General features: G+C 67.3%; 24 protein-coding genes and 1 pseudogene. 23 read left to right on the top strand and 2 right to left on the bottom strand.

The features are described 5' to 3' along the window. The 6 genes from nosZ to Q0741_RS14080 all read left to right on the top strand — a co-directional run. The coding region (nosZ, locus tag Q0741_RS14105; RefSeq protein WP_298233841.1) for a TAT-dependent nitrous-oxide reductase at positions 1-1,861 on the top strand (1,861 nt) is incomplete at its 5' end. A 10-nt stretch (positions 1,862-1,871) separates the two neighbouring features. Next, on the top strand, positions 1,872-3,125 hold the full coding sequence (locus Q0741_RS14100; protein ID WP_298233840.1) for a nitrous oxide reductase family maturation protein NosD: 1,254 nt from the start codon (positions 1,872-1,874) through the stop codon (positions 3,123-3,125). Further along, positions 3,122-4,057: an ABC transporter ATP-binding protein gene (locus Q0741_RS14095; protein WP_298233839.1), complete on the top strand. Its 936-nt coding sequence runs from the start codon at positions 3,122-3,124 to the stop codon at positions 4,055-4,057. Before Q0741_RS14100 ends, Q0741_RS14095 begins: the two co-directional genes overlap by 4 nt. Next, positions 4,054-4,878, top strand: a complete 825-nt coding sequence (locus Q0741_RS14090; protein WP_298233838.1) for an ABC transporter permease subunit — start codon at positions 4,054-4,056, stop codon at positions 4,876-4,878. Before Q0741_RS14095 ends, Q0741_RS14090 begins: the two co-directional genes overlap by 4 nt. Before the next feature lie 38 nt (positions 4,879-4,916). Further along, positions 4,917-5,432, top strand: a complete 516-nt coding sequence (locus Q0741_RS14085; RefSeq protein WP_298233837.1) for a nitrous oxide reductase accessory protein NosL — start codon at positions 4,917-4,919, stop codon at positions 5,430-5,432. Positions 5,433-5,554: 122 nt separating this feature from the next. Then, positions 5,555-6,457, top strand: a complete 903-nt coding sequence (locus Q0741_RS14080) for an FAD:protein FMN transferase (RefSeq protein ID WP_298233836.1) — start codon at positions 5,555-5,557, stop codon at positions 6,455-6,457. 100 nt (positions 6,458-6,557) lie between these two features. On the opposite strand, the gene Q0741_RS14075 is transcribed toward Q0741_RS14080, so the two are convergent. Further along, the gene (locus Q0741_RS14075) at positions 6,558-6,773 is read right to left on the bottom strand and encodes a DUF1924 domain-containing protein (protein WP_298233835.1); all 216 of its coding nucleotides are present in this window, start codon (positions 6,771-6,773) and stop codon (positions 6,558-6,560) included. Between the two features lie 177 nt (positions 6,774-6,950). Between Q0741_RS14075 and Q0741_RS14070 the strand changes: the two genes are divergently transcribed. From Q0741_RS14070 to Q0741_RS14040, 7 genes are all read left to right on the top strand, one after another. After that, on the top strand, positions 6,951-7,343 hold the full coding sequence (locus Q0741_RS14070; protein WP_298233834.1) for a PepSY domain-containing protein: 393 nt from the start codon (positions 6,951-6,953) through the stop codon (positions 7,341-7,343). A gap of 27 nt (positions 7,344-7,370) precedes the next feature. After that, complete coding sequence (locus tag Q0741_RS14065; RefSeq protein ID WP_298233833.1) at positions 7,371-8,033, top strand: response regulator transcription factor; 663 nt, start codon at positions 7,371-7,373, stop codon at positions 8,031-8,033. A gap of 9 nt (positions 8,034-8,042) precedes the next feature. Further along, positions 8,043-8,588 carry a hypothetical protein gene (locus tag Q0741_RS14060; protein ID WP_298233832.1) on the top strand — a complete coding sequence of 182 codons (546 nt, stop codon included), beginning with the start codon at positions 8,043-8,045 and terminating at the stop codon, positions 8,586-8,588. 183 nt (positions 8,589-8,771) lie between these two features. After that, entirely contained in the window at positions 8,772-9,662 is an 891-nt protein-coding gene (locus Q0741_RS14055; RefSeq protein WP_298233831.1) for a DMT family transporter, read from the top strand. After that, positions 9,659-10,396 carry a pirin family protein gene (locus tag Q0741_RS14050; RefSeq protein WP_298233830.1) on the top strand — a complete coding sequence of 246 codons (738 nt, stop codon included), beginning with the start codon at positions 9,659-9,661 and terminating at the stop codon, positions 10,394-10,396. The genes Q0741_RS14055 and Q0741_RS14050 overlap by 4 nt, the downstream gene beginning before the upstream one ends. A 142-nt stretch (positions 10,397-10,538) precedes the next feature. After that, positions 10,539-11,438, top strand: coding sequence for a LysR family transcriptional regulator (locus Q0741_RS14045; RefSeq protein ID WP_298233829.1), 900 nt, complete (start codon positions 10,539-10,541; stop codon positions 11,436-11,438). 226 nt (positions 11,439-11,664) lie between these two features. Next, on the top strand, positions 11,665-12,651 hold the full coding sequence (locus tag Q0741_RS14040; protein ID WP_298233828.1) for a cyclase family protein: 987 nt from the start codon (positions 11,665-11,667) through the stop codon (positions 12,649-12,651). Positions 12,652-12,714: 63 nt separating this feature from the next. Here the strand turns inward: Q0741_RS14040 and Q0741_RS14035 are convergent, their stop codons facing one another. Continuing rightward, positions 12,715-13,374, bottom strand: coding sequence for a GntR family transcriptional regulator (locus Q0741_RS14035; protein ID WP_298233827.1), 660 nt, complete (start codon positions 13,372-13,374; stop codon positions 12,715-12,717). 262 nt (positions 13,375-13,636) lie between these two features. Between Q0741_RS14035 and Q0741_RS14030 the strand changes: the two genes are divergently transcribed. From Q0741_RS14030 to Q0741_RS13985, 10 genes and pseudogenes are all read left to right on the top strand, one after another. Further along, the gene (locus Q0741_RS14030; protein WP_298233826.1) at positions 13,637-15,001 is read left to right on the top strand and encodes an amidase; all 1,365 of its coding nucleotides are present in this window, start codon (positions 13,637-13,639) and stop codon (positions 14,999-15,001) included. A gap of 9 nt (positions 15,002-15,010) precedes the next feature. Beyond that, a complete protein-coding gene (locus Q0741_RS14025; RefSeq protein WP_298233825.1) occupies positions 15,011-16,207 on the top strand; it encodes a CaiB/BaiF CoA-transferase family protein in 1,197 nt (398 codons plus the stop codon). Next, positions 16,204-16,992 carry an enoyl-CoA hydratase gene (locus tag Q0741_RS14020; protein ID WP_298233824.1) on the top strand — a complete coding sequence of 263 codons (789 nt, stop codon included), beginning with the start codon at positions 16,204-16,206 and terminating at the stop codon, positions 16,990-16,992. The genes Q0741_RS14025 and Q0741_RS14020 overlap by 4 nt, the downstream gene beginning before the upstream one ends. A 30-nt stretch (positions 16,993-17,022) precedes the next feature. Further along, positions 17,023-17,934 (top strand): polysaccharide deacetylase family protein, encoded by a 912-nt coding sequence (locus tag Q0741_RS14015; RefSeq protein WP_367184114.1) that lies wholly within the window; start codon positions 17,023-17,025, stop codon positions 17,932-17,934. Beyond that, entirely contained in the window at positions 17,931-19,328 is a 1,398-nt protein-coding gene (locus Q0741_RS14010) for an MmgE/PrpD family protein (protein ID WP_298233822.1), read from the top strand. Before Q0741_RS14015 ends, Q0741_RS14010 begins: the two co-directional genes overlap by 4 nt. A gap of 379 nt (positions 19,329-19,707) precedes the next feature. Further along, on the top strand, positions 19,708-20,970 hold the full coding sequence (locus Q0741_RS14005) for an MFS transporter (protein WP_298233842.1): 1,263 nt from the start codon (positions 19,708-19,710) through the stop codon (positions 20,968-20,970). Between the two features lie 135 nt (positions 20,971-21,105). Beyond that, positions 21,106-21,945 (top strand): MaoC family dehydratase N-terminal domain-containing protein, encoded by an 840-nt coding sequence (locus Q0741_RS14000; RefSeq protein WP_298233821.1) that lies wholly within the window; start codon positions 21,106-21,108, stop codon positions 21,943-21,945. 23 nt (positions 21,946-21,968) lie between these two features. Further along, on the top strand, positions 21,969-23,135 hold the full coding sequence (locus tag Q0741_RS13995) for an acyl-CoA dehydrogenase family protein (RefSeq protein ID WP_298233820.1): 1,167 nt from the start codon (positions 21,969-21,971) through the stop codon (positions 23,133-23,135). A 33-nt stretch (positions 23,136-23,168) separates the two neighbouring features. Next, a complete protein-coding gene (locus tag Q0741_RS13990) occupies positions 23,169-24,020 on the top strand; it encodes a CoA ester lyase (RefSeq protein WP_298233819.1) in 852 nt (283 codons plus the stop codon). Then, positions 24,017-24,143, top strand: a pseudogene (locus tag Q0741_RS13985) (electron transfer flavoprotein subunit beta/FixA family protein); the annotation flags it as partial. The gene Q0741_RS13990 and the pseudogene Q0741_RS13985, both read left to right, overlap by 4 nt.

The raw sequence follows: 24,143 nt of genomic DNA, 5'->3' as shown, positions 1-24,143 counted from the left end.
AGCCGGCGCCGCGTCCACGCCGTCGGCCCCGGGCGCGCAGGCCTCACACGCTGCCGCGCCGGGCGCCGCGGCCACCAACGCGGCGCTGGCCAAGACGCATGTCGGCCCCGGTGAGCTCGACGAGTACTACGTCTTCTTCTCCAGCGGCCAGAGCGGCGAGCTGCGCATCATGGGCCTGCCCTCGATGCGCGAGATCATGCGCGTGCCCGTGTTCAACCGCTGCAGCGCCACCGGCTGGGGCCAGACCAACGAGAGCCTCAAGATCCTCACCGAAGGCCTGCTGCCCGAGACGCGCAAGTTCCTGCAGACGCGCGGCGGCACCTACACCAACGGCGACCTGCACCACCCGCACATGTCGTTCACCGACGGCACCTACGACGGCCGCTACATCTTCGTCAACGACAAGGCAAACACGCGCGTGGCCCGCATCCGCTGCGACGTGATGAAGTGCGACAAGATCATCGAGCTGCCCAACCAGCACACGGTGCACGGGCTGCGGGTGCAAAAGTATCCCAAGACCGGCTACGTTTTCTGCAACGGCGAGGACCGCACGCCGATTCCCAACGATGGCAGCGTTCTCGACGAACCGAAAAAATACCAGTGCGTGTTCACGGCCGTTGATGGTGAAACCATGAAGGTGGCTTGGCAGGTGCTGGTCAGCGGCAACCTGGACAACGTCGACGGCGACTACCAGGGCAAGTACTGCTTCTCCACCTGCTACAACTCCGAGGAGGGGGTGACGCTGGGCGAGACCATGGCCGCCGAGCAGGACTGGGTGGTGGTGTTCAGCCTCAAGCGCATCGAGGAGGCCGTGGCCAAGGGGGACTTCAAGAAGATCGGGGGCGTGCCCGTGCTCGACGGGCGCAAGGGCTCGCGCTTCACGCGCTACATCCCCGTGCCCAAGAGCCCGCACGGCATCAACACGGCGCCCGACGGCATCCATGTGGTGGCCAACGGCAAGCTCTCGCCCACCGTCACGGTGTTCGACGTGCGCAAGTTCGACGACCTGTTCGACGACAAGATCCAGCCGCGCGACACGGTGGTCGCCGAGCCGGAGCTCGGGCTCGGGCCGCTGCATACCGCGTTCGACGGCAAGGGCAACGCCTACACGACGCTGTTCATCGACAGCCAGGTCTGCAAGTGGTCGATCGACAAGGCGATCGCCAAGTACAAGGACAAGGACGCGAAGGTGGACCCCATCGTCCAGAAGCTGGACGTGCACTACCAGCCTGGGCACAACCACACCTCCATGGGGCAGACCAAGGAGGCGGACGGCAAATGGCTGCTGTCGCTCAACAAGTTCTCGAAAGACCGCTTCCTGAACGTCGGGCCGCTCAAGCCCGAGTGCGACCAGCTCATCGACATCTCGGGCGACCAGATGGTCCTGGTGCACGATTCGCCCAGCTTTGCCGAGCCGCACGATGCCACCATCATCCATCGCTCCAAGGTGAACCCGATCAGCGTGTGGAAGCGCGACGATCCCATGTGGGAAGACGCGCGGCAGCAGGCCAAGGCCGACAACGTCGAGCTGGAAACCGCAGGGCAGGTCGTGCGCCAGGGCAACAAGGTGCGGGTCTACATGTTCTCGGTGGCGCCCACCTACAGCCTGACCGACTTCACCGTGAGGCAGGGCGACGAGGTCACGATCTACGTGACCAATCGCGACACGGTGGAGGACCTCACCCACGGCTTCACCATCGTCAACTACGGCATCGCGATGGAGGTGCCGCCGCAGGCCACCGCGTCCGTCACCTTCAAGGCCGACCGGGCAGGCGTCTTCTGGTACTACTGCCAGTGGTTCTGCCATGCGATGCACATGGAGATGAAGGGACGCATGCTGGTCCAGCCGCGCCGCACCTGAGGGGATGCCCATGCCGTGGCGGTTTGCCGTCGCCGCAGTTGCGGCCGCGCTGGCGGCGTCCGGCGCCGCGGGTGCCGAGCGCGTGGTCACGCCCGGCCAGGCGCTGCAGCCGCTGCTGGACCAGGCAACCGCCGGCGAGGTCCTGCGCCTGGCGCCGGGACGCCACGCGGGGCCGGTGCACATCAGGCGGTCGGTATCGCTGGTGGGTGACGCGGGTGCCGTGCTCCAAGGCCATGGCCGAGGCAGCGTCATCGTCGTCACCGCGCCCGACGTGCGCATCGAGGGCCTGGAGATCAGGGGCTCGGGCCGCACCGTGCCGGACATGGATGCGGCCATCCTGCTGCAGCAAAGCGCGCCACGGGCCCGCATCCGCTCGAACCGGATCATGGGCAACCTCTTCGGCGTGTATGTGCATGGGGCGGCCGAATCGCTGGTCGAGAACAACGAGATCGTCGGCCGTAGCGACTTGCGCCTGTCGGACTCCGGGGACGGCGTGTCGATCTGGAACGCACCGGGCACGCAGGTGGTGGGCAACACGATCAGCCATGGCCGCGACGGCGTCTTCGTCGTCACCAGCCGCCGCAACGTCTTCGAGCGCAACAGCTTTTCCAGCCTGCGCTTTGCGATTCACTACATGTACACGCACGACAGCCGCATCGTCGGGAACCGCTCGCGCGGCAACCACATGGCCTGGGCGCTGATGTTCTCGGACGGCCTGGAGATCCGTGACAACGTCTCCGACGATGACGAGGCTCACGGGCTCATGCTCAATTTCACCAATGCGTCGCAGATCGTGGGCAACGTCGTGCGGCGCGGCCGCGAGAAGTGCGTGTTCATCTACAACGCCCACCGCAACGTGCTGCGCGACAACTGGTTCGAGCGCTGCCCGATCGGCATCCACTTCACCGCCGGATCCGAGGGCAACATCGTGAGCGGCAACGCCTTCATTGGTAACGGCGTGCAGGTGAAGTACGTCGGCACGCGGTTCATCGACTGGGCCTATCAGGGACGCGGCAACTACTGGAGCGACAACCCCGCCTTCGATCTCGACGGCAACGGCATCGCCGACCGGCCCTACCGGCCCAACGACGTGATGGACCAGGTGCTGTGGACGCTGCCGGCGGCCAAGGCCTTGAGCACCAGTCCGGCCGTGCAGATGGTGCGCTGGGCGCAGGCACGCTTTCCGGCCCTCTATCCCGGCGGCGTGATGGACTCCGCGCCGCTGATGCGGCCGGCGCGCACGCCGGCGTCGGACGCGCGATGACGGTGGTGGCCGAGTGGCGTGCGGTCACCAAGCGCTACGGCGCCGTGACGGCGCTCGACCACGTGTCGCTGCCGCTGGTGGCGGGCGAGGCGACGGCGCTCGTCGGGCACAACGGCGCAGGCAAGACGACCTTGATCAAGCTGCTGCTGGGCCTGATCCGGCCGGACGCGGGCACGGTGCGGGTGCGCGGCACGGACCCGGCCGGCCGCGGTGCGGCCCAGGTGCGGCGCACGATCGGCTTCCTGCCGGAGAGCGTCGCGTTCCATGGCGCGATGACGGGCCACGAGCTGATGGCCTTCTATGCGAGGCTCAAGGGCGCGCCGAGCCGGCTCAATGCCGAGCTGCTGGAGCGGGTGGGCATCGCCCATGCGGCGCACCGGCGGCTGGCAACGTATTCCAAGGGCATGCGCCAACGCCTGGGCATCGCGCAGGCGCTGATCGGCGAGCCGCAGTTGCTGCTGTTCGACGAGCCGACCAGCGGCCTGGACCCGGCGTCGCGACGCGATGTCTACGAGATGGTGGACCGCTTGCGCAGCGGCGGCGCGACGGTGCTGATCTCGACGCATGCGCTGGCCGAAGTGCAGCAGCGCGTCGATCGCGCGGCGATCATGCACGGCGGGCGCCTGCTGGCGGCCGGCACGCTGGCCGAGCTGCGCCAGGGCGTCGCGGCCGAAGTTCGCATCCGGCTGCAGGTGCGGACCTGCTCCATCACGACGGTGCTCGCGCTGCTGCCGCCCCAGGCGCGTTGCATCGAGCGCAGCGGCACGCAGCTCACGCTGCTCGTTGCTCCGGAGGCCAAGATGGCGACGCTGCGAGCCATCGCGCAGGCTGGCGAGGTGGTGGAAGACCTGGACCTCGCGGCGCCGGGGCTGCAGGAGCTGTACAGCCACCTCGTCGGCGCTGCGCAAGAAGAGGAGGGCGAAGCACCATGAGGCTGTTCACGGTCGCGGCGCAGGAAGTGCGCGTAGGTCTTCGCAACCGCTGGGTGCTGGCCACGACGGTGCTGATGGCGGCGCTGGCGCTGTCGCTGGCATTGCTTGGAAGCGCACCGACCGGTGTGGTGAAGGCCGATCCGCTGGCGGTGGTGGTCGTCAGCCTGGCCAGCCTGACGATCTTCCTGGTGCCGCTGATCGCGCTGCTGCTGTCCTTCGACAGCATCGTCGGCGAGCACGAGCGCGGCACGCTGATGCTGTTGCTGGCCTATCCGGTGGCACGCTGGCAGGTCGTGGTCGGCAAGGGGTTGGGGCAGGTCGTGATCCTCGGCGTCGCGACCGTGCTCGGCTACGGCTCGGCAGCCGCCGCGCTGTGGCTGCGGGGCGGTGTCGGGACGCAGGCCTTGCAGGCCTTTGGGGGCATGGTGCTGACCTCGGTGATGCTGGGCGCCTCCTTCGTGGCGATCGGAGGCCTGGCCAGCACGCTGGTGCGCGAGCGCGCGACCGCCGCAGGCCTGGCGGTCGGCGTGTGGCTGTTCTTCGTGCTGCTCTACGACACGGCGTTGCTGGGCGTACTGGTTGCCGACCAGGGGCGCGTGCTGGGCAAGTCCGAGCTCGATGCGCTGCTGTTGCTCAATCCCACCGACGTCTACCGCCTGTTCAACATGACCGCCAGCGAGGCCGTGTCGGTCTACAGCGGCATGGCGGGCCCCGGTGATCCGGCGGCGCTGCCGGCCCCGGTGTTCCTGGCCGTACTGGCGGCATGGGTCCTGGTGCCATTGGCGCTGGCCGTCGCGGTGTTTCGCAGGAGGCCTCTATGAGCATGACTCGCCATCCTGGGCTCGGCCGGAGATCCGCAGTGCTGTTCTTCGCCGTGGCATTGGTTGCCGGCTGCAAACGATCCGCATCGCTGCCGGCGCCGCCACCGGCCGAGGTGCATGCCGAGGCGACGGGGCACTACTGCGGCATGCTGCTTGTCGACCACGAGGGGCCTAAAGGACAGGTCCATCTGGCCAGCCGCAAGGAGCCGCTGTGGTTCTCATCCGTACGCGACACCCTGGCGTTCATGCGGCTGCCCGAGGAGCCGCGCGACACCACCGCGGTCTACGTCAACGACATGGCCCGCGCCAAGCATTGGAAACAACCGGAAGCGGGCGCCTGGGTGGACCCGCGAAAAGCCTGGTTCGTGATCGACAGCGACATGCGTGGCGGCATGGGCGCTCCGGAGGCGGTGCCGTTCTCCGATTGGGCGCTGGCCGAGGCTTTCACGGCCTCGCACGGCGGCCGCGTCGTCCGGCTGGGCGACATCCCTGACGCTTACGTGCTCGGGCCGGTTGACCTGCACGGCAGCGGCGCCCGCCATCCATCGCAGTGAGGCCTGACATGTCCAGCCGTCGCCGCTTCCTCTCCATCGCGGCCACTTGCGCCGCCCTGGCACCTTGGCACGCCGTGCGCGCGGCGGCCGCGCCACCACCTTGTGTCTGGCGTGGGACCGCCATGGGTGCCTTGGCATCGATCACGCTGGTCCACCCGGATCGCGCCAGGGCGCAGGCGCAATTGGAGGCCTGCGTGCGCGAGTTGCAGCGGCTGGAGGACATCTTCAGCCTCTACCGCGCCGACTCGGCGCTCTCGCGGCTGAACGCGCAGGGCGAGTTGCCCGGGCCGCCGCACGAGCTTGTCGAGCTGTTGGCCTTCAGCCTGTCGCTCTCTCAGCGCAGCGCCGGAGCCTTCGATCCGACGATGCAGCCGCTGTACCGGCTGTATGCGAACCACTTTGCCACGCCAGGGTGCGCGCCGGGCGGGCCCCGCCCGCAGGCGATCGAGCGGGTGCTGCGCCTGGTGGACTTCAGGGCGGTTGAGCTGCGCCCCGACCTCGTGCGCCTGCGCAGGCCCGGCATGGCGATCACGCTCAACGGCGTGGCCCAGGGCTATGTGACCGACCGCGTGACCGACCTGCTGCGGGCTGCGGATTTCGGCGATGTGCTGATTGATCTCGGGGAGGTGCGTGCGCTCGGCCACCGAGCCGACGGCCAAGCCTGGCGCGCGGGCATTGTCGATCCTCGGGATCTGACCCACACCATCGTCGAACTGCCGCTGGGCCAGGACCGCGGCGCGTTGCCGGCTCTGGCGACGTCCGCAGGCTACGGCACCCCGTTCGGCACCGACCCGCGCATCCACCACCTGCTGGATCCCCGCACGGGCCGCAGCGCCAACCACTACCTGTCGGTTTCCGTGGCCGCCTCACGTGCGACGCTGGCCGATGGGCTGTCAACGGCGCTGGCGATCGGGCCGCCAGCGCAGGCCACGACGTTGCTGCGGGCATACCCGTCGACGAGGGTCTACCTGGTCGGGCCTGAGGGTCGGCTGGAGATGCTCGATGCCACGCGTTCGCCAACGTAGGACTGGGGGCCGTTGCAACGACCGCTCGATCTGTGCACGGGAGCGGCCATTTCCGGGGGCGAAAACGATCCTCCAGAAGAACAGGACGAAGGGTTGAGCCTCAGCGCATGAGGCCGAGCAGGTAGCCCACCACGTCGGCCTTTTCGGTGGCCGTGCATTCGCGCTGCGCGACGTCCTTGCAGTTGCGGCAGAACCATTTGTCGACCTTCGCGGTGTCCGTGAATGCCTGTGGATTGAAGGCGGGCGCCAGTGTCGCGATGGTGGTGTCGCTGGCCCGGACCGTGCCGGCTGCCGCGGCAAGGCAGGCCGCCAGCATGGCCGCCGGCAATCAGCGAGGGCGGCGATGTTTGATCCAGGTCAGCTGGGCGTTCACTACAGGCTCCTCGGAGCGGTGCTGTTGCAGGTGTTGGAGGCATTCTTCGCAACGAGGCCTGAACGTTTCCTGAACCGGCCGTTCATCTGCCGTTCAGCCAAGACGCTGAAGACTGGCCGCATGAAATGCCCGCTCCACCCCCTCCACGCCACCGTCCCCGGGACGGTGCGCCCGGTGCGCATCAGCCGGCGTGCCGCCTGGCTGCTCGCGGCTTGCGCGCTGTGGACCGCCCTGCCGGCTCGCGCCGACAAGGGTGACCACGAGCGCGCCCGGGATGCCGTGCAGTCAGGCCAGGCGCTGGCGCTGCCCGAGCTGCTGGAGCGGCTGCAGCGCACCCACCCGGGCCAGGTGCTGGAGATCGAGCTCGAGCGCGACGACGGGCGCTGGGTTTACGAGGTGAAGCTCCTGCAGCCCGGCGGCCAGGTGCTGAAGCTGGCGGTCGATGCCCGAGCGGCCGAGGTGTTGAAGCAGCGCCCCAAGGGCCCGCCGCCGGCGCAGGGGCCGGCCCGGTAAGGGACTGAGGAACACGAGGGAGGCACGATGAGATTGCTGCTGGTTGAGGACGAACCCACCTTGCGGACGCAGCTGCGCACTGCCTTGCAGCAAGCCGGCTATGCCGTGGACGAGGCCGACAACGGCCGCGACGCCGAGCACCTGGGCAACACCGAGCCGTTCGACGCGGTCGTGCTCGACCTCGGGTTGCCGATCGTCGATGGGCTGACGGTGCTGCAGCACTGGCGCAGCGCCGGGAGGACCATGCCGGTGCTCATCCTCACCGCCCGGGACAGCTGGCACGAGAAGGTGGCGGGCATCGACGCCGGGGCCGACGACTACCTGGCCAAGCCGTTCCACATGGAGGAGTTGCTCGCGCGCGTGCGGGCCCTCATCCGGCGCGCCCAGGGGCTGGCGTCGCCGCTGCTGCGGTGTGGCGCCCTGACCTTGGACACCCGCGGCGGCCGTGTGAGCGTCGCCGGCCGTCCGGTGAGCCTGACCTCGCACGAGTACCGGCTGCTGTCGTACCTGATGCACCGGCCCGGCCAGGTCGTGTCGCGCACCGAGCTCACCGAGCACCTGTACGCCCAGGACTTCGACCGGGACTCCAACACGGTCGAGGTCTTCATCGCCCGGCTGCGCCGCAAGCTGCCTGCCGACACCATCGAGACGGTGCGCGGGCTGGGTTACCGGCTCGGGCCCGGGATGTGAGGCATCCGGATGCCGTTGCCGCGATCACTGCGCTGGCGGCTGCTGGTGGCCACGTTCATGGCCACGGCCGTGGCCGTGCTGATCGCGGGCTGGCTGCTGTCCGGACTGTTCCGCGAACACGTCACGCGCCAATTCGTGGCGACGCTGGCCACCGAGCTCGACCAGGTGACGGCGCGGTTCGAGGTGGATGCCAACGGGCAGCCCCTGCTCGATCCGGCTCGGCTGAGCGATCCGCGCTGGACCCGGCCGTACTCGGGCCTGTACTGGCAGATCGACGAGATGGGGGGCACAGCGCCTCGGCGCGGCGTGCTGCGCTCACGCTCGCTGTGGGACACCGAGTTGCGCGCTCCCGCGGATGCGCCGGCGGATGGCGAAGTGCACGTGCACGAGCTCGCCGAGCTCTACGGCGGCAAGGTGACGCTGGGCAGCGCACGCCTCGGCGGGCTGAAGGCCGAACTGCTGCTGCCGCGCACTCGCTCAGCGCCACGTTCGCCAGCGGTGCCCGCTCAACGGGCTGACGCCGCCACGGTCACCGCTCTCCGCGACAAGCCCTGAACTCGCGCAGACTTCCCGGAAAAATCGACCGGCACAACGGGGGGACACGATGAAGGCAGCATGGATGCTGCTGGCCACCATCACGGCCTTCGGATTGGGAAAGAGTCTGTTTCCTGGCGCGGGCTGGGACAAGCCGACACCGGTGCCTAGATTGCGGCTACGCAAACCACCGACTCGAAACCCATGAGCCTCCTCGCTATCGCCCCCTTGCTTCTGGGCACGGGCGTCTGTCTAGGTTTGGGCGTTCCTTTCGCCAAGCTGGCTGCCGCCCAAGGCGCGGGTGTACTGCTCTTTGCGACCTTGCCCACCGCAGTGGCGGGCGCGATGCTGCTGCTGCTTGGCCTGTCGCGAGCCGGCGTGCCGGCTCCGCCAGCTGTCCTGCTGCGTTTCGGCCTGACTGCCGGGTTGCTGGGTCATGCCGTGCCGATGTCGGCGTTGTATTGGCTCACGGCGCGTGCGGGTGCGAGCTTCGCCGCGCTTGCTTTCACCCTGCCGGCGGTCTTCACGCTGGCCATCGCGCTGCTGTTGCGGTTGGAGCCACCCACGTTCAGGCGCGTGGCCGCCGTGGCTCTGGGCTGCGCTGGCGCCGCACTGCTGGTGCTTGGCCGCGGGCTTTCGTTCAGTGATGACCTGACGGCCGTACTGCTCGTGGTCGCCATCCCGGCATCGATTGCCGCCGGCAACGTGTACCGTTCGCGATGCATGCCACCCGGCGTTGACGGCGATTGGCTCTCCGCGGCCACCCTGTTGTCGTCGGCCGTGATGCTGGCCGGTGCCGCTGCGGTCGCACCTTTTCCGATCGGATCGCTTGCAGGCGCATGGCACTGGCTTGCCGCACAGGCGGCGGCGCTGGTCGTTGGCTATCTGCTGTACTTTGCGCTGCAGCGCAGGGCGGAACCCGTCACCTTCAGCTTCATGGGGTACGTGTCGATGCTGACGGGTGTGGCTGCAGGCACGTTGATGTTCGACGAGCACCTGCCCTGGAGCACCGTGCCTGCACTGGCGCTGATCCTCATGGCGCTGCTGCTGCTCAACAAGTCGCCTGCTGCCGTTTCCAGGATTCCCCGCTCATGAGTTCGTCTGCCTTCGCCGGCGTCGAGATTCGCCTCGGCAGCACGCGCGGCCACTTCGGCAACGCCTGGCTCGATGCGCGCTTCAGCTTCTCGTTCGGCGCCTACCGCAATCCCGCCCGCCAGCGATTCGGTGCCGTTCTCGCGTTGAACGAAGATGTCGTTCAGCCGGCCCGCGGATTCGCGATGCATCACCATGAGAATCTGGACATCCTGATGATCCCCTGGACGGGAGCGATTGAGCACCGTGACAGCCTTGGTGGCTACGCGATCGTCAAGCCTGGCGAGGTACAAGTGATGCACGCGGCCAGCGGCATCCTGCACAGCCAAATGAACGCTTCGGCCACGCACGGGGAGCGCCATTTCCAGTTGTGGTTCGCACCACCGTGGCGCCGCCGGGATGCTGAAGTGCTGCAGCGCTCGCTCGGTGCGCAGCAGCCGGGGCACTGGACGTCCGTGGTGGCCCCTGCGGCGGGGACCGCGGCCATCGACTTCGGCCACGATCTTGCGGTAGACCTCGGCCAGCTTGATGCCAACATGCCACTGCTGATCCAGGCGGACCTGGCTCGGTCACTGTACCTGCACCTCATGGACGGGGAAGCAGTCGTGCACTCCGAAGGAAACGTGCTGCGGCTTCAGGCGGGCGATGCGCTTGCTTGTGCTGGCGGGTTCCCCTCGCTCACCTTGTGCGCCGATCGGCCTGCTGCGGTTTTGCGCATCGAACAGCCAGCACTGTAGGGCGGCACGCTGGCGTCCTTCATTCCAGTGCGGACCGCAACAGCGGGACAATCGCTCGCTGCTGGATCGAACGGGTACGTGTCCGCTGCCGTCTGGCGACCCGAGCGCGTCACGCCCCGGCAAGGCATGGAGAAACGTCTGCATGGACCATCAGTTTGCGATGCGCTGCTTCTCGCGGGTGGTCGCTACCGGCAGCTTTGCCGCGGCGGCACGGGATCTCAACTGCTCACCGCCGGTAATTACAAAACAGGTCCAACAGCTGGAGGCATGGACGGGCAGCCGTCTCATTGCCCGCACCACGAGGAGCCTTCATCTCACGGAGGCTGGGGAGCGTTTCCTCGCCTACTGCACGCGGGTGCTGTCCGATACGGATGCCATGCTCGAAGCCCTGCGTGCGTCGGCGCAACAGCCCGTGGGGCGGCTGGTGGTGTCGGCTCCCGTGTCGCTCACCTTGTCGCTGCTGTCGCCCTACCTGCACGCTTTTCAGGACCTGCATCCCAAGGTGGAGTTGGAGGTACGTCTGAACGATCGGGTCAGCGACCTGATCAAGGAAAGGGTGGACGTGGCTTTGCGCGGCCGGGCGGAGCTTGAGGACTCGACTCTGGTCGCCGTGCCGCTGATGACCGTGGAACGGGTGTTGTGCGCGTCGCCGGACTACTGGCGACGCCGGGGACTTCCTGAGCACCCCGCCGACTTGGCCGGACACAACTGCCTGGCCTACGTGCTCGGCAGCGATGCGATGCAATGGCGCTTCGAGTTGGATGCGCAGACGCATCAGGTCGAAGTCCAGGGCGACTTCCGTACTGACAACAGCCTGCTGCTGGCCGATGCCCTGCGGGCCGGACGCGGAGTGGGCGTGGTGCCGCGGGTGATCGTGGAGCGCGACTTGCGCGAGGGAAGGCTGGAGCCGGCACTCCTGCATTGGCGCATCGAGCCGCGGCAGCTGTTTGCGGTTTATCCAAGCCGCGAGCACCTGCCCGGCCGGCTGCGCGCATTCGTGGATTTCCTGCGCAGTCGATTGGCTGACGCCGAAAGCGTGTAGCCGCGACAGCGGCTTGCAACCGACGAAGCCAGAACTCGCCTCGAACCGGGGCCCGCTGCGGCCACAGGGCAGGCCACGCACGACCTGCCTTCAATCCGGGTGCTCAAGCACCGTTTCCAGGTCGCGAAAACACTCTTCATTTGCAGCAGCTATTCCCGTCCAGCGGGGCCTTCTATGGTTGCCGCGTCGTGATCCAGCTCATGTGCTGCAACCAGGAGACCCCATCATGTTCAGCATCGTCCGCACGCTTGCCATCGCAACCGCCATCGCAGGTTGCGTTGGTGCCCACGCCGCCGACCGGCCCGAAGTGGGCAAGAGTCCTTGGGGCGCCGAGGACCAGATCGGCCGGCTCAATCTCATGACGGACGCCAGCCGCGCGGCCGTTCTCAGCAGAATTGCCGGCGGGCGTGTCTACGACCTTTCGGTGGAATACTTCATCGGCATGCCCGGGTGGCATGCGGCCGGCGATCCCCGCTACCAGATGTGGATGACGCACACGCCGCACGGCACGGTCGTTGACGATCCAATCGGTGTGGGTCACGCGCAAAACGAGCATGTCAGCTATACCGGCTCGGCCGTCTCGATGTACACCCACACCGGCACCCACATCGACGCGCTCAACCACTTCGGGCTCGATGGCCGGATCTGGAACGGTTTCGAGGCCCGCGAGCATCTCGGCGACCGCGGTTGGCGCAAGACCGGTGCGGAGACCATTCCGCCCATCGTCGCCCGAGGCGTGCTGATCGATGTGGCCGCGGCGCAGGGCATGGACATGCTGCCGCCGGGCTACCGCGTGAAGCGCCAGGACCTGCTCCTGGCGCTGCGCGCGCAACAGATCAGCCTGCGCCAGGGCGACGTGGTCCTGATCCGCACCGGCCGCATGAAGCACTACGGGCAGCCCCAGGCTTTCATGGACAACCCGCCCGGGATGAGCCTGGACGCGGCGCGCTTCCTGGTGGAGGAGGGCGGCGCCATGGTGGTGGGAGCCGACAACCTCAGCTTCGAGACCTTCCCTCCGGAGGTGGACGGAAACTACGTGCCCGTGCATACCTACCTGCTGGCGCAGCAGGGCGCACCCATCATGGAGCTGGTCCAGCTCGAGGAACTCGCACGCGATCGGGTGTACGAATTCGCCTTCATAGGCGCCTCCTTGAAGCTCAAGGGCGCGGATGCCGCGCCCATGCGCCCGATCGCGATCGCGCTACGGCGTTGAGACCGCGCGGCGGCGCAGGGCAGGGAGGCTCATGAGGAGCCGGCGCGAGAAGCCATCGCGTTGCTAGCGCAACAGGTGCTTGGGCAGCGAGGCGATCAAGGCCGTGACGCCCGGCATTCCTTGTCCCGGGCTCAGATGGGACACCATCAGCTCCCAGGCCCGGGCCGACTGGCGGTCCTTGAGCGCCTCCATGATGCGCTCGTGCTGCTCCCAGGACTTGCGAATCATCCCAATCGCCGCGAAGGCGTGGCGCCGGTAAGCGCCCGTCCGCGCCCGCATGTGAAGAATCTCCTCGCGCAGATAGGGATTGGCACACGCCCGGTAGAGCACCTCGTGGAACTCGCGGTTGTGCCCCTGCCACGCCTCGATGTCGTCGGCCTCGACGCAGGGACGCGCCGCATGGTGCACGCGCTGCAGCTCCTGTAGGTCCTGCGCCGTCATGCGCTCGCATGCCAGCCGCGCGCACACGCCCTCCAGCTCGGCAAGCAACTCCCACATGGACAGCAACTGCTGCACGTCCATGCGCGCCACCACCATGCCGCCTCGCGGCTGGCTCTGAAGCAGTTCCTGCGCCTGCAACTGCAGCAGCGCTTCGCGCACCGGCGTGCGAGAGACGTCATGGCGCCTCATCAATTCCGCCTCGTCAATGGCGTCGCCGGGCAGCAGCGCGCCCGAGCGGATCGCGTTCTCGATATCCAGGCGGATACGGTCGGCACTCTTCATGGCTAGGGTTTCTCCTGACTGGTGAATGCACACAAGGCGTCTATAAATATATTTATGAAACACCAGAGTACAAACAAAGGCACTGGAATTGTATATTCTGATCAAGAAGATATACCAGGCGAATCCTTGGCTGCTTCGCTTGCGTGGGTAGGAAGTGCCGCGTCGATGTGCGGTGTGCGCTTGTCCTTGCCGCAGCAGCGGCGCATCGCGCGGACCCTCCACGAACTGGGCGCGGCGTTGAGCTTCAACCTGGAGAGGCGAGATGAACAGCGTGACCTGTGAGCGGGTTGCTCCTTCGATCCGGGCCGTCCGCAAGATGTTGGCGGCCGGCGGCTACAGCGGCCTTGACCTGGTGCATCGCCAGCACAAGCGCTTCGCCGCCGAGGCAGGGCGCTGGAACTGCTTGGTCGACACCTTGGAGCAACCGGCGGGAGAGCGCGATGGTTTGCTTGCCGGCGTGGCCCTGGCCCACAAGGACGTCTTTGCCACTGCGGGGCGCGTGCCCGGAGTCGGCGTGTCTGCCGGGACCGCTTCGACCGCACAAGCCTCGGCTGGCGTGCTGGCGAAGCTCGCGTCTGCCGGTGCGGCCCACCTGGCGACCCTGACGTTGTCGGCGTACTGCTGCGGCGCGACCGGTGACAACCAGCACTTCGGGCGTCCGGTGAACCCGATCGACCCGGATGCCGTGGTCGGCGGCTCCTCCAGCGGCTCCGCGGTGGCCGTTGCGGCCGGGTTGTGTCCAGCCTCGCTGGGCACCGACACGGCGGGCTCCGTGCGCATCCCGGCGGCCACCTGCGGCATCGTCGGGCTCAAGCCGACGCATGGCCTGATCGACACGGCGGGCGTGTTCAGCCTGGCCCCCAGCCTGGACACGGTCGCGATCCTGGCGGCATCCGCATCCGACGCGGCCCATTTGCTGTCGGCGCTCGCAATGGACGGGTCCTCGCGTCCGGCTGAGCAACTGTCGGACGAGATCGAGGCAGCGCTTGATGCGCCACGCCGCTGGCGCGTCGCCACCGCGGTGGACCGGCGAGGCCTGGTGCCCGAGGTTGGCGCGGCGCTGCAGGGCTTCATGGACGTGGTGCGCGACATGGGCGTGGTCACCGCGCGCCAGGTGGACGGACGTGAACGGCTCGATGCCGCCGCAGCGATCGTGCTGCATGCCGAAAGCGCTGCAACCCAGGCCCGGTTGCTGCGCCACGGCGACGGTGCGCTTCCCGGCGCAGCCAAGGCCGTGATGCTGCCCGGCATCGCGGTACCGGCCCCCTGGTATGCGCGCGCCATCGTCGATCGCGGTTACGAGCGCAGCCAGTTCCTGCGCACGGCACTGCACGGCGTGGACCTGCTGCTGACCCCGGCGCTGTCTCGGCCGGTGCCGGACTGGAACCAGGTTTCGCCCGGTCAGCCGGGGTACGACGAGTCCGAGCTGCACGCTCTCTACGCCAACCTGCGCTTCGTCAACTACCTCGGCTTGCCGGCCATCGTGTTCCCCATCGGCGCGGACACCAAGGGGCGGCCGGTTTCCGTCCAGGCCATTGCCCGGCCCGGGCAGGAAACGCTGCTCCTGGCCTTCGCGCACCAGGCCATGGCCCGAATCGCCAATCCGGGGCTGCGCCCCGTCCACTGAGGACTTTCCATGAGCATGACCACTGCGCCGGCGGCGCTGTCGAACTTGCGCGTCATCGACCTGTCACGCGTGCGCGCCGGACCGACCTGCGTGCGCATCCTGGCGGACTTCGGCGCGGACGTGATCCGGGTGGAGCCGCCGGAGGGCGTCGATCCCAACGATGCGATGTTCGCGGCCAACCGGCACGGTGGGGACTTCCAGAACCTCAACCGCAACAAGCGCTCGCTGACGCTCAATCTCAAGCGGCCCGGCGGGCTGGAAATCCTGCGCGGCCTGCTGAGCACGGCGGACGTGGTGGTGGAGAACTGGCGTCCTGACGTCAAGCGCCGCCTCGGCGTGGACTATGAGCAGCTGCAGGCCATCAATCCCCGCCTCATCCTGGCCAGCATCTCCGGCTTCGGGCAGGACGGCCCCTACGCCGGTCGCCCGGGCTTCGACCAGATCATCCAGGGCATGGGTGGCCTGATGTCGGTGACGGGGCTGCCGGGTCAGGGGCCGGTTCGCGCCGGTCTGGCGGTGGCCGATTCGAGCACCGGCATCTATGCGGCCGTGGGCATCCTGCTGGCCCTGTTCGAGCGCGAGCGCTCCGGCCGGGGCCAATGGGTGCAAGCTTCGCTGCTGCACACCCAAATCGCCATGATGGACTTCCAGGCCGCCCGCTACCTCAACGAGGGCGAGGTGCCGGTCCAGGTGGGCAATGACCACCCCACCAGCAGCCCCATGGGCCTGTTCCGGGCCGCGGATGGCGTCTTCAATCTTGGCGCCTCGGGCGAGGGCAACTGGCATCGGCTGTGCGCCGCGCTGGGCCTGCCGGCATTGGCGGCCGACCCGGACTATGCCCACGAGGGGCTGCGGGTGAAGAACCGTTCCCGTCTCAACCACGAGCTGGGAGAGGTGTTCGCCACGCGCAGCGTGTCCCACTGGGTCGGTGTGCTCAACGCCGCCGGCGTTCCGGCCGGTCCGGTGTACTCGATGCCCGAGGTCTTCGCCGACCCCCAGGTGCGCCATCTGGGCGTCGCGCAGCAGGTACGGACTCGCGACGGGCGAAGCGCCACCGTGCTGTCGCAGCCCATTCACCTCACGCGCACACCGGCGGTGCTCGCCGCCACGGCGCCGGACCGGGGCGAGCACACGCAGGAGATCCTGCGCCGCATGGGCTACGACGATGCCGCGATCGGTCGCCTCCGTGCGGAGGGCGTGGTATGAGCGCCGGATCCATCCATGTGCAGACCTTGGGTGCCGCGGCGTACCTGACGGTCTCCAACCCGGCCAAGCTCAATGCCATGACGCGGTCGATGTGGACCGCGCTGCGCGACGCCGTGCTGGCCCTGGACGAGGTCGCATCCGTGCGCGTGCTGGTGCTGGGTGGGGAGGGCACCAAGGCTTTCGTGTCCGGCGCCGACATCAGCGAGTTCGGTGCGCAGCGGGCGGCAGCGGAAAGCGCCGCCGACTATGACGCCGCGGTGCTGAGCGCGCAGCGTGCACTGCAGGGCTGCCGCAAGCCCACCATCGCCCGCATCGACGGCATCTGCTTCGGGGGAGGGCTGGGCTTGGCATTGGCTTGCGATCTGCGCTATGCCCGTTCGGTAGCGAGCTTTTGCATGCCTGCGGCCCGGCTGGGGTTGGGCTACGCGTACGAGGCGATGGAGCAGCTGGTTCACGCGCTGGGGGCGCCTCGTGCGCTGGAACTGTTCCTGACCGCCCGCAAGTTCGACGCCATGGAGGCCCGCCGCATCGGCGTGGTCCACGACGTGTTCCAGGACGAGAACTTTGCCGCCGAGTTCGATGCCGTCGTGGAGGCCGTGGGCGGCAATGCGCCCTTGACCATGCGGGCGGCCAAGGCAGCCATACGCGACGTCGTGGCGCCGCAAGGACCTGTGCAGCGGGCCTCTGTCGACGCACTGGTGCGCGCCTGCTTCGCCAGCAGCGACTACCGCGAGGGCCAGCAGGCTTTTCGCGAGCGGCGCTCCCCCCGTTTCGCCGGCGTCTGACCCTCACCTCTTCAAGGAAGAGAGCCCCCCATGAGCAACCCTAGGGTGCCCTACGAGTATTTCCACGACCGGGCACGTCTGGCGCCGCTGGATGGCGCGCTGATCCTGGTGCATGTCGTCGTGAACGTCGAGCATTGGCCGTTTGACGAGCCGATGCCGCGCACCATCCTGACCCCGCCCCACGGAAAGGAGAGCCTGCCCGACATTCCGAACTTCGCGTGGGTCGAGTACGGCATGCGCTGCGGCCTGCCCCGCATGGTCAGGGCGCTGCGTTCGCGCTCACTGCCGGCCTCGACGAGTTGCAACGCTTCCGTCCTGGACGTGTACCCGCGTGCCGCGGAAGCGATGCTGGAAGCGGGTTGGGAGTTCATCGGCCACGGGATGCACCAGCGCAGCCTGCACACCGCGTCCAGCGAGGCGGAGACGATTGCCGCGGCTCTCGACAAGCTCGGCGCCTTCACCGGATGCCGCCCGGCGGGCTGGCTGTCGCCGGGGCTGCGCGAAACCGGGCAGACCCTGGAGCATCTGCGTGCCGCCGGCGTGGAGTACGTCTTCGACTGGTGCCTCGACGACCTGCCATGCTGGATGTCCACGGCCTCGGGCCCGTTGCTGTCCCTGCCCTACACCCTGGAGCTCAACGACTCGGTGATCTGCGCGGTCGAGAAGCAGCCCTCGACGGAATTCTTCAGTCGCGTGAAACGCACGCTCGATCTCTTCGAACGCGAGGCGCAGGCCGATCAACAGCCGCGCGTGCTGACCCTGGGGTTGCATCCGCACCTCATGGGGGTGCCGCATCGTTTCGGTGATCTGGAGGCCGCGCTGGACAGGCTGTTGGCTTCCCCTCTGGTGCGCTTCGTCACCGGCAGCGACATCGCCAACTGGTACCGCGAGCAGGACCCTGTTCCAGCCACATCGCTGGACTCTGAACAGGAGGCAGCATGAACGCGGCCGATCGCCTGGTGGCCCACCTCGTGAGCCACGACTTCGACTCTCTTCCTTCAGCCGCCGTCGAGGCGGCCAAGGTCTTCATCCTCGACGCGTTTGGAGTCGGCATCGCGGGCTCGCGCCATCCTCGCATGACGCAGGTTCGGCAGGCCATGCAGGCGCTGGGCACGGGATCCGGTGCAACCGTCTGGGGATCCGGCGAGACGCAGCCTTGGCCGCAGGCGGTGCTCATGAATGCCTACCAGGTGTTCAACCAGGAGTTCGATTGCATCCACGACGCGGCGGTCGTGCACGCCATGGCTTCGCTGCTGCCGGCCTGCATGGGCTACGCACAAGCCCATGGCGGCGTGAGCGGGCGCGACTTGATCACGGCCATCACCTTGGGTCTGGACGTGGCCATCCACGTCGCCCTGGCGCAGCGGGCCCCGATGCGCTTCTTCCGGCCCGCCATGTGCGGCTGCCTGGGCGCTACCGCGGCCCTGGCCAAGCTCGGCCGCCTGGACGCGGCGCGGACGACAAGCGCCCTGGGCCTGGCTTACAGCCACCTTTCCGGAACCATGCAGGCGCATGTCGAAGGCAGTCCTGCCGTGAGCATGCAGGTCGGCCTCAACGCACGAGCCGCTGTCACGGCTTTCGAACTGGCCGCGCAGGGATTCCCGGGGCCGCGGGACTTTCTGGAAGGGACGTTCGGGTACTTCGCGTTGTACGACTTCGGTCAGTCGGACTGGAAGGCCGTCGAGCCCGACATGGGGCGTGTGTTCCAGATCACCCGCATGAGCCACAAGCCCTGGCCCACCGGACGCGCCACCCATGGCGGTATCGATGGCGTGTTGCGCCTCATGCGCGAACACGGCTTCCGCGCGGACGACGTCGAGGAGGTCAGGGTGCTCGCATCGGCGCTGGTGGTTCGGCTCGTCGGGCGGCCCGCCGTTCACGGCATGGAGCCTGGCTACGCGCGCTTGTGCATGGCTTACACCGTCGCGACAGCTTTGCTGACGGGTGGCGTATGCCTCGAAGACTTTGACGACCAGGCGTTGGTCGATCCGCAAAGGCTCGATCTTGCGCGGCGCGTTCGCGTCCTGGACAACGGCCATCCGGATCCCAACGCCATCGGCGGTCCACAACAGGTCGCGGTACGACTCAAGGATGGCAGGCAAGTTGAACTGCACATCGATCACCTGTTCGGGAGCCCGCAGCGGCCGCTGAACCGTCATGAGCAGGACACGAAGTTCGAGCGCTGCTGTGCAGCTGCACGCGAGCCGCTGCCCGGGGCCCAGGTCCGCATGCTGGCGACAGCCCTCCGTGGCCTTGAAGGGATGGACGACGTGGCCCGCCTCGCGGAGCTCACCGCCGTTCGTCCCATGGCCCCGCCCACCCCGTTGCCTGATTGACCATCTCCCGGGCGAGCCCGCCGGAGATTTGCGTTGGGTTGTTGCCACGGGTGCGCAACCTGTGGCGCCCCGCTGCGCGTGCTCCTGAAACGCGGTACTGAACGACCACCAACCGGCGCAACTGCAGGAAGTTGCGCTCTTCACGACCCACGCGTCCGCGCCAGCGCGGCGTGTCCGGTATTGCCGCGCCCCGCACCACGCGGCACGACCGTGACCCCAAGACCGCAGATGTCACTGCCGACGGTGTGACTGCGGCATAGCGCCGAGCCCTTGGCTCGGTAACGATCCACCCACTACGCGTACTGCCATGCAAGCAACTTCTCCCTTGACCCCTCCGCTTGCAGGAGCGGGCCAGCCATCACTCCATTCTGCGGTGGACATTCAAAAGATCCATTCCAAGGTTTCGTGGCGCCTGATTCCATTCCTGGTCCTGCTTTTCCTCCTGGCATGGATTGACCGGGTCAATGTCGGGTTTGCGAAGCTCTCGATGCTCAGTGACCTGCAGTTCAGCGAAGCAGTTTATGGGCTGGGTGCGGGCATATTCTTTCTGGGCTACTTCTTCTTCGAAGTGCCCAGCAACCTGTACCTGCAGAAAATTGGAGCCCGCAAGACGCTGGCTCGAATCACGATTTTGTGGGGCCTGACATCCATCGCCATGATGCATGTCTCCACACCGACATCCTTCTACATTCTTCGATTCCTGCTCGGCGCCTTTGAAGCAGGTTTCTTCCCCGGCGTCATGCTGTACCTCACGTACTGGGTGCCAGCAAGCCGGCGGGGGCGAATCAACGGACTTTTCATGACGTCTTTTGCCATCGCGGGCATCATTGGCAGCCCCTTGGCAGGATTCATCATGAGTTCCATGGACGGCGTTGCGCCGTACAAGAACTGGCAGTGGCTTTTCCTGATTGAAGGAATTCCGTCCGTGATCGCCGGCCTCGCTGTCTTGCGTTATCTCCCCGACTTCCCACGGCAAGCGAAGTGGCTTTCACTGCAGGAGCAGAAAGCGCTGACCGACGACATTGCGCGTGAAGACACGCGCATGCAGAAAGAGGAAAAACTGTTGCACGCCTTGAAAAGCCCCCGCCTTTGGCTTTGTACGGCAGTTTACTTCTGTGTCGTGAGTGGAAACGCCACCATCGCATTCTGGACACCGACCATTGTCAAGGATATCGGTGTGGTCGGGACGATGAATATCGGGCTGGTGTCCGCAGTGCCTTTCATCCTGGGCACCCTGGCAATGGTGTTCAACGGGATGCACTCGGACAAGCGAGGCGAGCGCCGGCTGCACTGTGCGGCGGCAACGCTGGTCGCCTCCATTGGCCTTTCGCTGACGGGCGCCACGCTGGGCAATCCGACCGCGGCACTGGCAGCGTTGAGCTTGGCAGCCATTGGCATCCTGGCGGCATTTCCCGTGTTCTGGTCCATACCGACCTCCTTCCTGGCAGGAACGGCGGCCGCCGCGGGCATCGCGCTTATCAACTCGATCGGAAATCTGGCAGGTTTCGTTGCCCCGTCTCTCATGGGAAGCTTGAAGGCCAGTACCGGGAGCCTCGCTGCCGGGCTGTACGTCGTGGCTGCTTTCGAACTGCTTGCCTCGATTTTGCTGCTGATGTTTTTTAAACCGCGTCAAGGCTCTTGATGCGCGCAGGCCCCAGGGGCCAGTAAAACAAAACTTCCCTCTTCACGCCTGTCCCCAGGTTCAAGCGCTGCGCTGCCGCAACCGTCGGCGGCAGGGCCGCCTTCGCCTCGACAAATGCAGTCCAACGGGACCACTATGACCTCAATCGATCTGTCCTATCTGCGCCAATGGATCGGCCGGCAGGCGCATGCCGCCGACAGTGTGCGCCCCATGGCGGCGCGCCAGATGGCCGCTGCGCTCAGCCGCGGCCACCGTGTGCCGGCACAGGCCGAGGAATTGCCGCTGCTGTGGCATTGGCTGTGCTTCCCCTCCATTGCGGACGGCAGCGAGCTTGGCCTTGACGGGCATCCCGCCCGCGGTCACTTCCTGCCCCCGGTGCCGCTGCCGCGGCGCATGTGGGCCGCGGGCCGTCTTGCGTTGCATCGCGCGCCCCGCATCGGCGAGCCGCTGCGCCGCGAATCGACCATTGCCGACGTCAAGGCCAAGGACGGCTGCTCCGGTCCGCTCGTGTTCGTCACCGTGAGGCACGAGATCGAGGCCGATGGACAGCCGTGCATCACGGAATGGCAGGACATCGTCTATCGCGAGGCCGCGAAGCCCGGCGCAGAGTCCAAACCCATCCTGGCGGCCGAGGCGGCGCTGTGCGAGACGGTGCCGCTCAACACGCCCTTGCTGTTCCGGTACTCGGCGCTGACCTTCAACGGCCATCGCATCCACTACGACCGTGACTATGCGACCGGCGTGGAAGGCTACCCGGGCCTGGTGGTCCATGGTCCGCTGGTGGCCACGTTGCTTGCGGGACTGCTGGAACGCATGGCGAACACGGGCCCGGTCCGCTACTTCGAGTTCAGGGCCGTGCGCCCGCTGTTCGATTTCGACACCGTGACGCTGTGCGCGGAGGCTCGCGACGGGGCGGTGTCGCTGTGGGCGCGCAATGGCTCCGGCCACCTGGCCATGAGCGCGACCGCGCGCTGATTGCTTACCAACGAGGTGAATCCATGACCTTCAACACATCCCCCGATCCGTATGAGGAAATCCGGGACGCGGTGCGCGCGCTTTGTGCCGAGTTTCCTCCGGAGTACCACCGCAAGGTGGACGAGGAACGGGCCTATCCGGAAGCCTTCGTCCAGGCCTTGGCCAAGGCGGGCTGGCTCGCGGCCCTGGTCCCGCAGGAGTACGGCGGCTCGGGCCTGTCCATGGCGGAGGCCTCCGTGATCATGGAGGAGATCAACCGCTCGGGCGGGAACTCCGGCGCCTGCCATGGGCAGATGTACGTGATGAACGCCATCGTGCGCAGCGGCTCCGCGGCGCAGAAGGACCGCTACCTGCCAAGGATCGCCGCGGGCGAGCTGCGCGTGCAGTCCATGGGCGTCACCGAGCCCACGACCGGCAGCGACACCACCCGGCTGAAGACCACCGCGGTGAAGAAGGATGGCCGTTGGGTGGTCAACGGACAGAAGGTGTGGATCTCGCGTGTTCAGCACAGCGACCTCATGATCCTGCTGGCGCGCACCACGCCGCTGGCCGAGGTGCAGAAACGCACCGAAGGCCTGAGCTGCTTCCTGGTGGATTTGCAGCAGGCGCTGGGCCACGGGCTCACCGTGCATCCCATCGCCAACATGGTCAACCACGAAACCAACGAGCTCTTCTTCGACGAGCTGGAGCTGCCCGAGGACAGCCTGCTGGGCGAGGAGGGGAAGGGCTTTAGAACCATCCTCGATGGCTTGAACGCCGAGCGCACCCTGATTGCGGCCGAATGCATCGGCGACGGCTACTGGTTCATCGACAAGGCTACCCAGTACGCCAACGAGCGCGTGGTGTTCGGCCGCAAGATCGGGCAGAACCAGGGCATCCAGTTTCCGATCGCGGAGGCCTTCATCGAGCTCGAAGCAGCCAACCTGATGCGCTGGAAGGCCTGCGCGAGGATCGACGCACGCGAGAGCGCGGGCGCCGAGGCCAACATGGCCAAGTACCTGGCGGCCAAGGCGAGCTGGGAGGCGGCCAATGTCTGCCTGCAGACCTACGGCGGCTTCGGCTTCGCCTGCGAATACGACGTGGAGCGCAAGTTCCGCGAGACCCGGCTGTACCAGGTGGCGCCGGTCTCGACCAACCTGATCCTGGCGAACGTGGCGGAACATGTGCTGGGTCTGCCGCGGTCGTTCTGACATGGCCGCATCACCTGTCACCGGGAGCGCACCGTGAGCCTGAGCTGCCGTTCGTACCTCTTTGTCCCCGGCGACCGGCCGGAGCGCTTCCAGAAGGCCGCCGCCTCTGGCGCCGATTGCGTGGTCATCGACCTGGAGGATGCCGTATCGCCCCCGAACAAGGCGCGCGCCCGCGAAAGTGCCTGCAAGTGGCTGATGGACGGGCGCCCGGCGGCCGTTCGCGTCAACGGCGTGGACACGCCCTGGTTCGCGGCCGATCTGGCAATGTGCCGCCGCGCCGGTGCACCGAGCATCATGATTCCCAAGGCACAGCGGGCCACCGATCTGATGTGCATTCACAAGGCCGTGGGCGCCGCCCTGCTGCCCATCATCGAATCGGCCCAGGGCGTGGCCATGGCGCGGCGGCTGGCGGGCGTGCCCGGCGTGCAGCGCCTGGTATTGGGGTCGGTGGACCTGCGGCTGGACCTGGGCATCAGCGGCGACGACTCCAGCCTTTCTGCCTACAGCCAGGAGCTGGTCCTTGCTTCGCGACTGGCTGGCATCGAAGCGCCGGTGGCCGGTGTCACGCTCCAGGTCGCGGATATCGCCGTGGTCGAACAGGACGCGCGATGCAGCCGCAGGGCGGGATTTGGCGCCAAGCTGTGCATTCATCCGGCACAGGTCAACGCCGTGAACGCCTGCTTCCAGCCCTCGCAGGACGAGTTGGCCTGGGCCCGCTCCGTGGTCGCAGCCGCAGCGGCCTCGGGCAACGGCGCGTTTCAGATGAATGGGCAGATGGTGGATGCGCCTGTCATAGACCGGGCCACGCGCCTGCTCATGTCGCAGACGGGAACTCGGTCCTTGTCGATGATCAGCATGAATCCCTATTTCAGGAGCTTCCCATGAGAATTTTGGTGCCCGTGAAACGGGTGGTGGACTACAACGTCAAGGTCCGCGTGAAGAGCGACGGCTCCGGCATGGACCTCGCCGGCGTGAAGATGAGCATGAATCCCTTCGACGAGATCGCCG

Origin of the sequence: uncultured Azohydromonas sp., assembly GCF_937926365.1 — a bacterium.
Taxonomy (GTDB): Bacteria; Pseudomonadota; Gammaproteobacteria; order Burkholderiales; family Burkholderiaceae_C; genus Azohydromonas.
The sequence above is the reverse complement of the archived record's forward strand: the minus strand, read 5'-3'. Positions and strand labels throughout refer to the sequence as shown.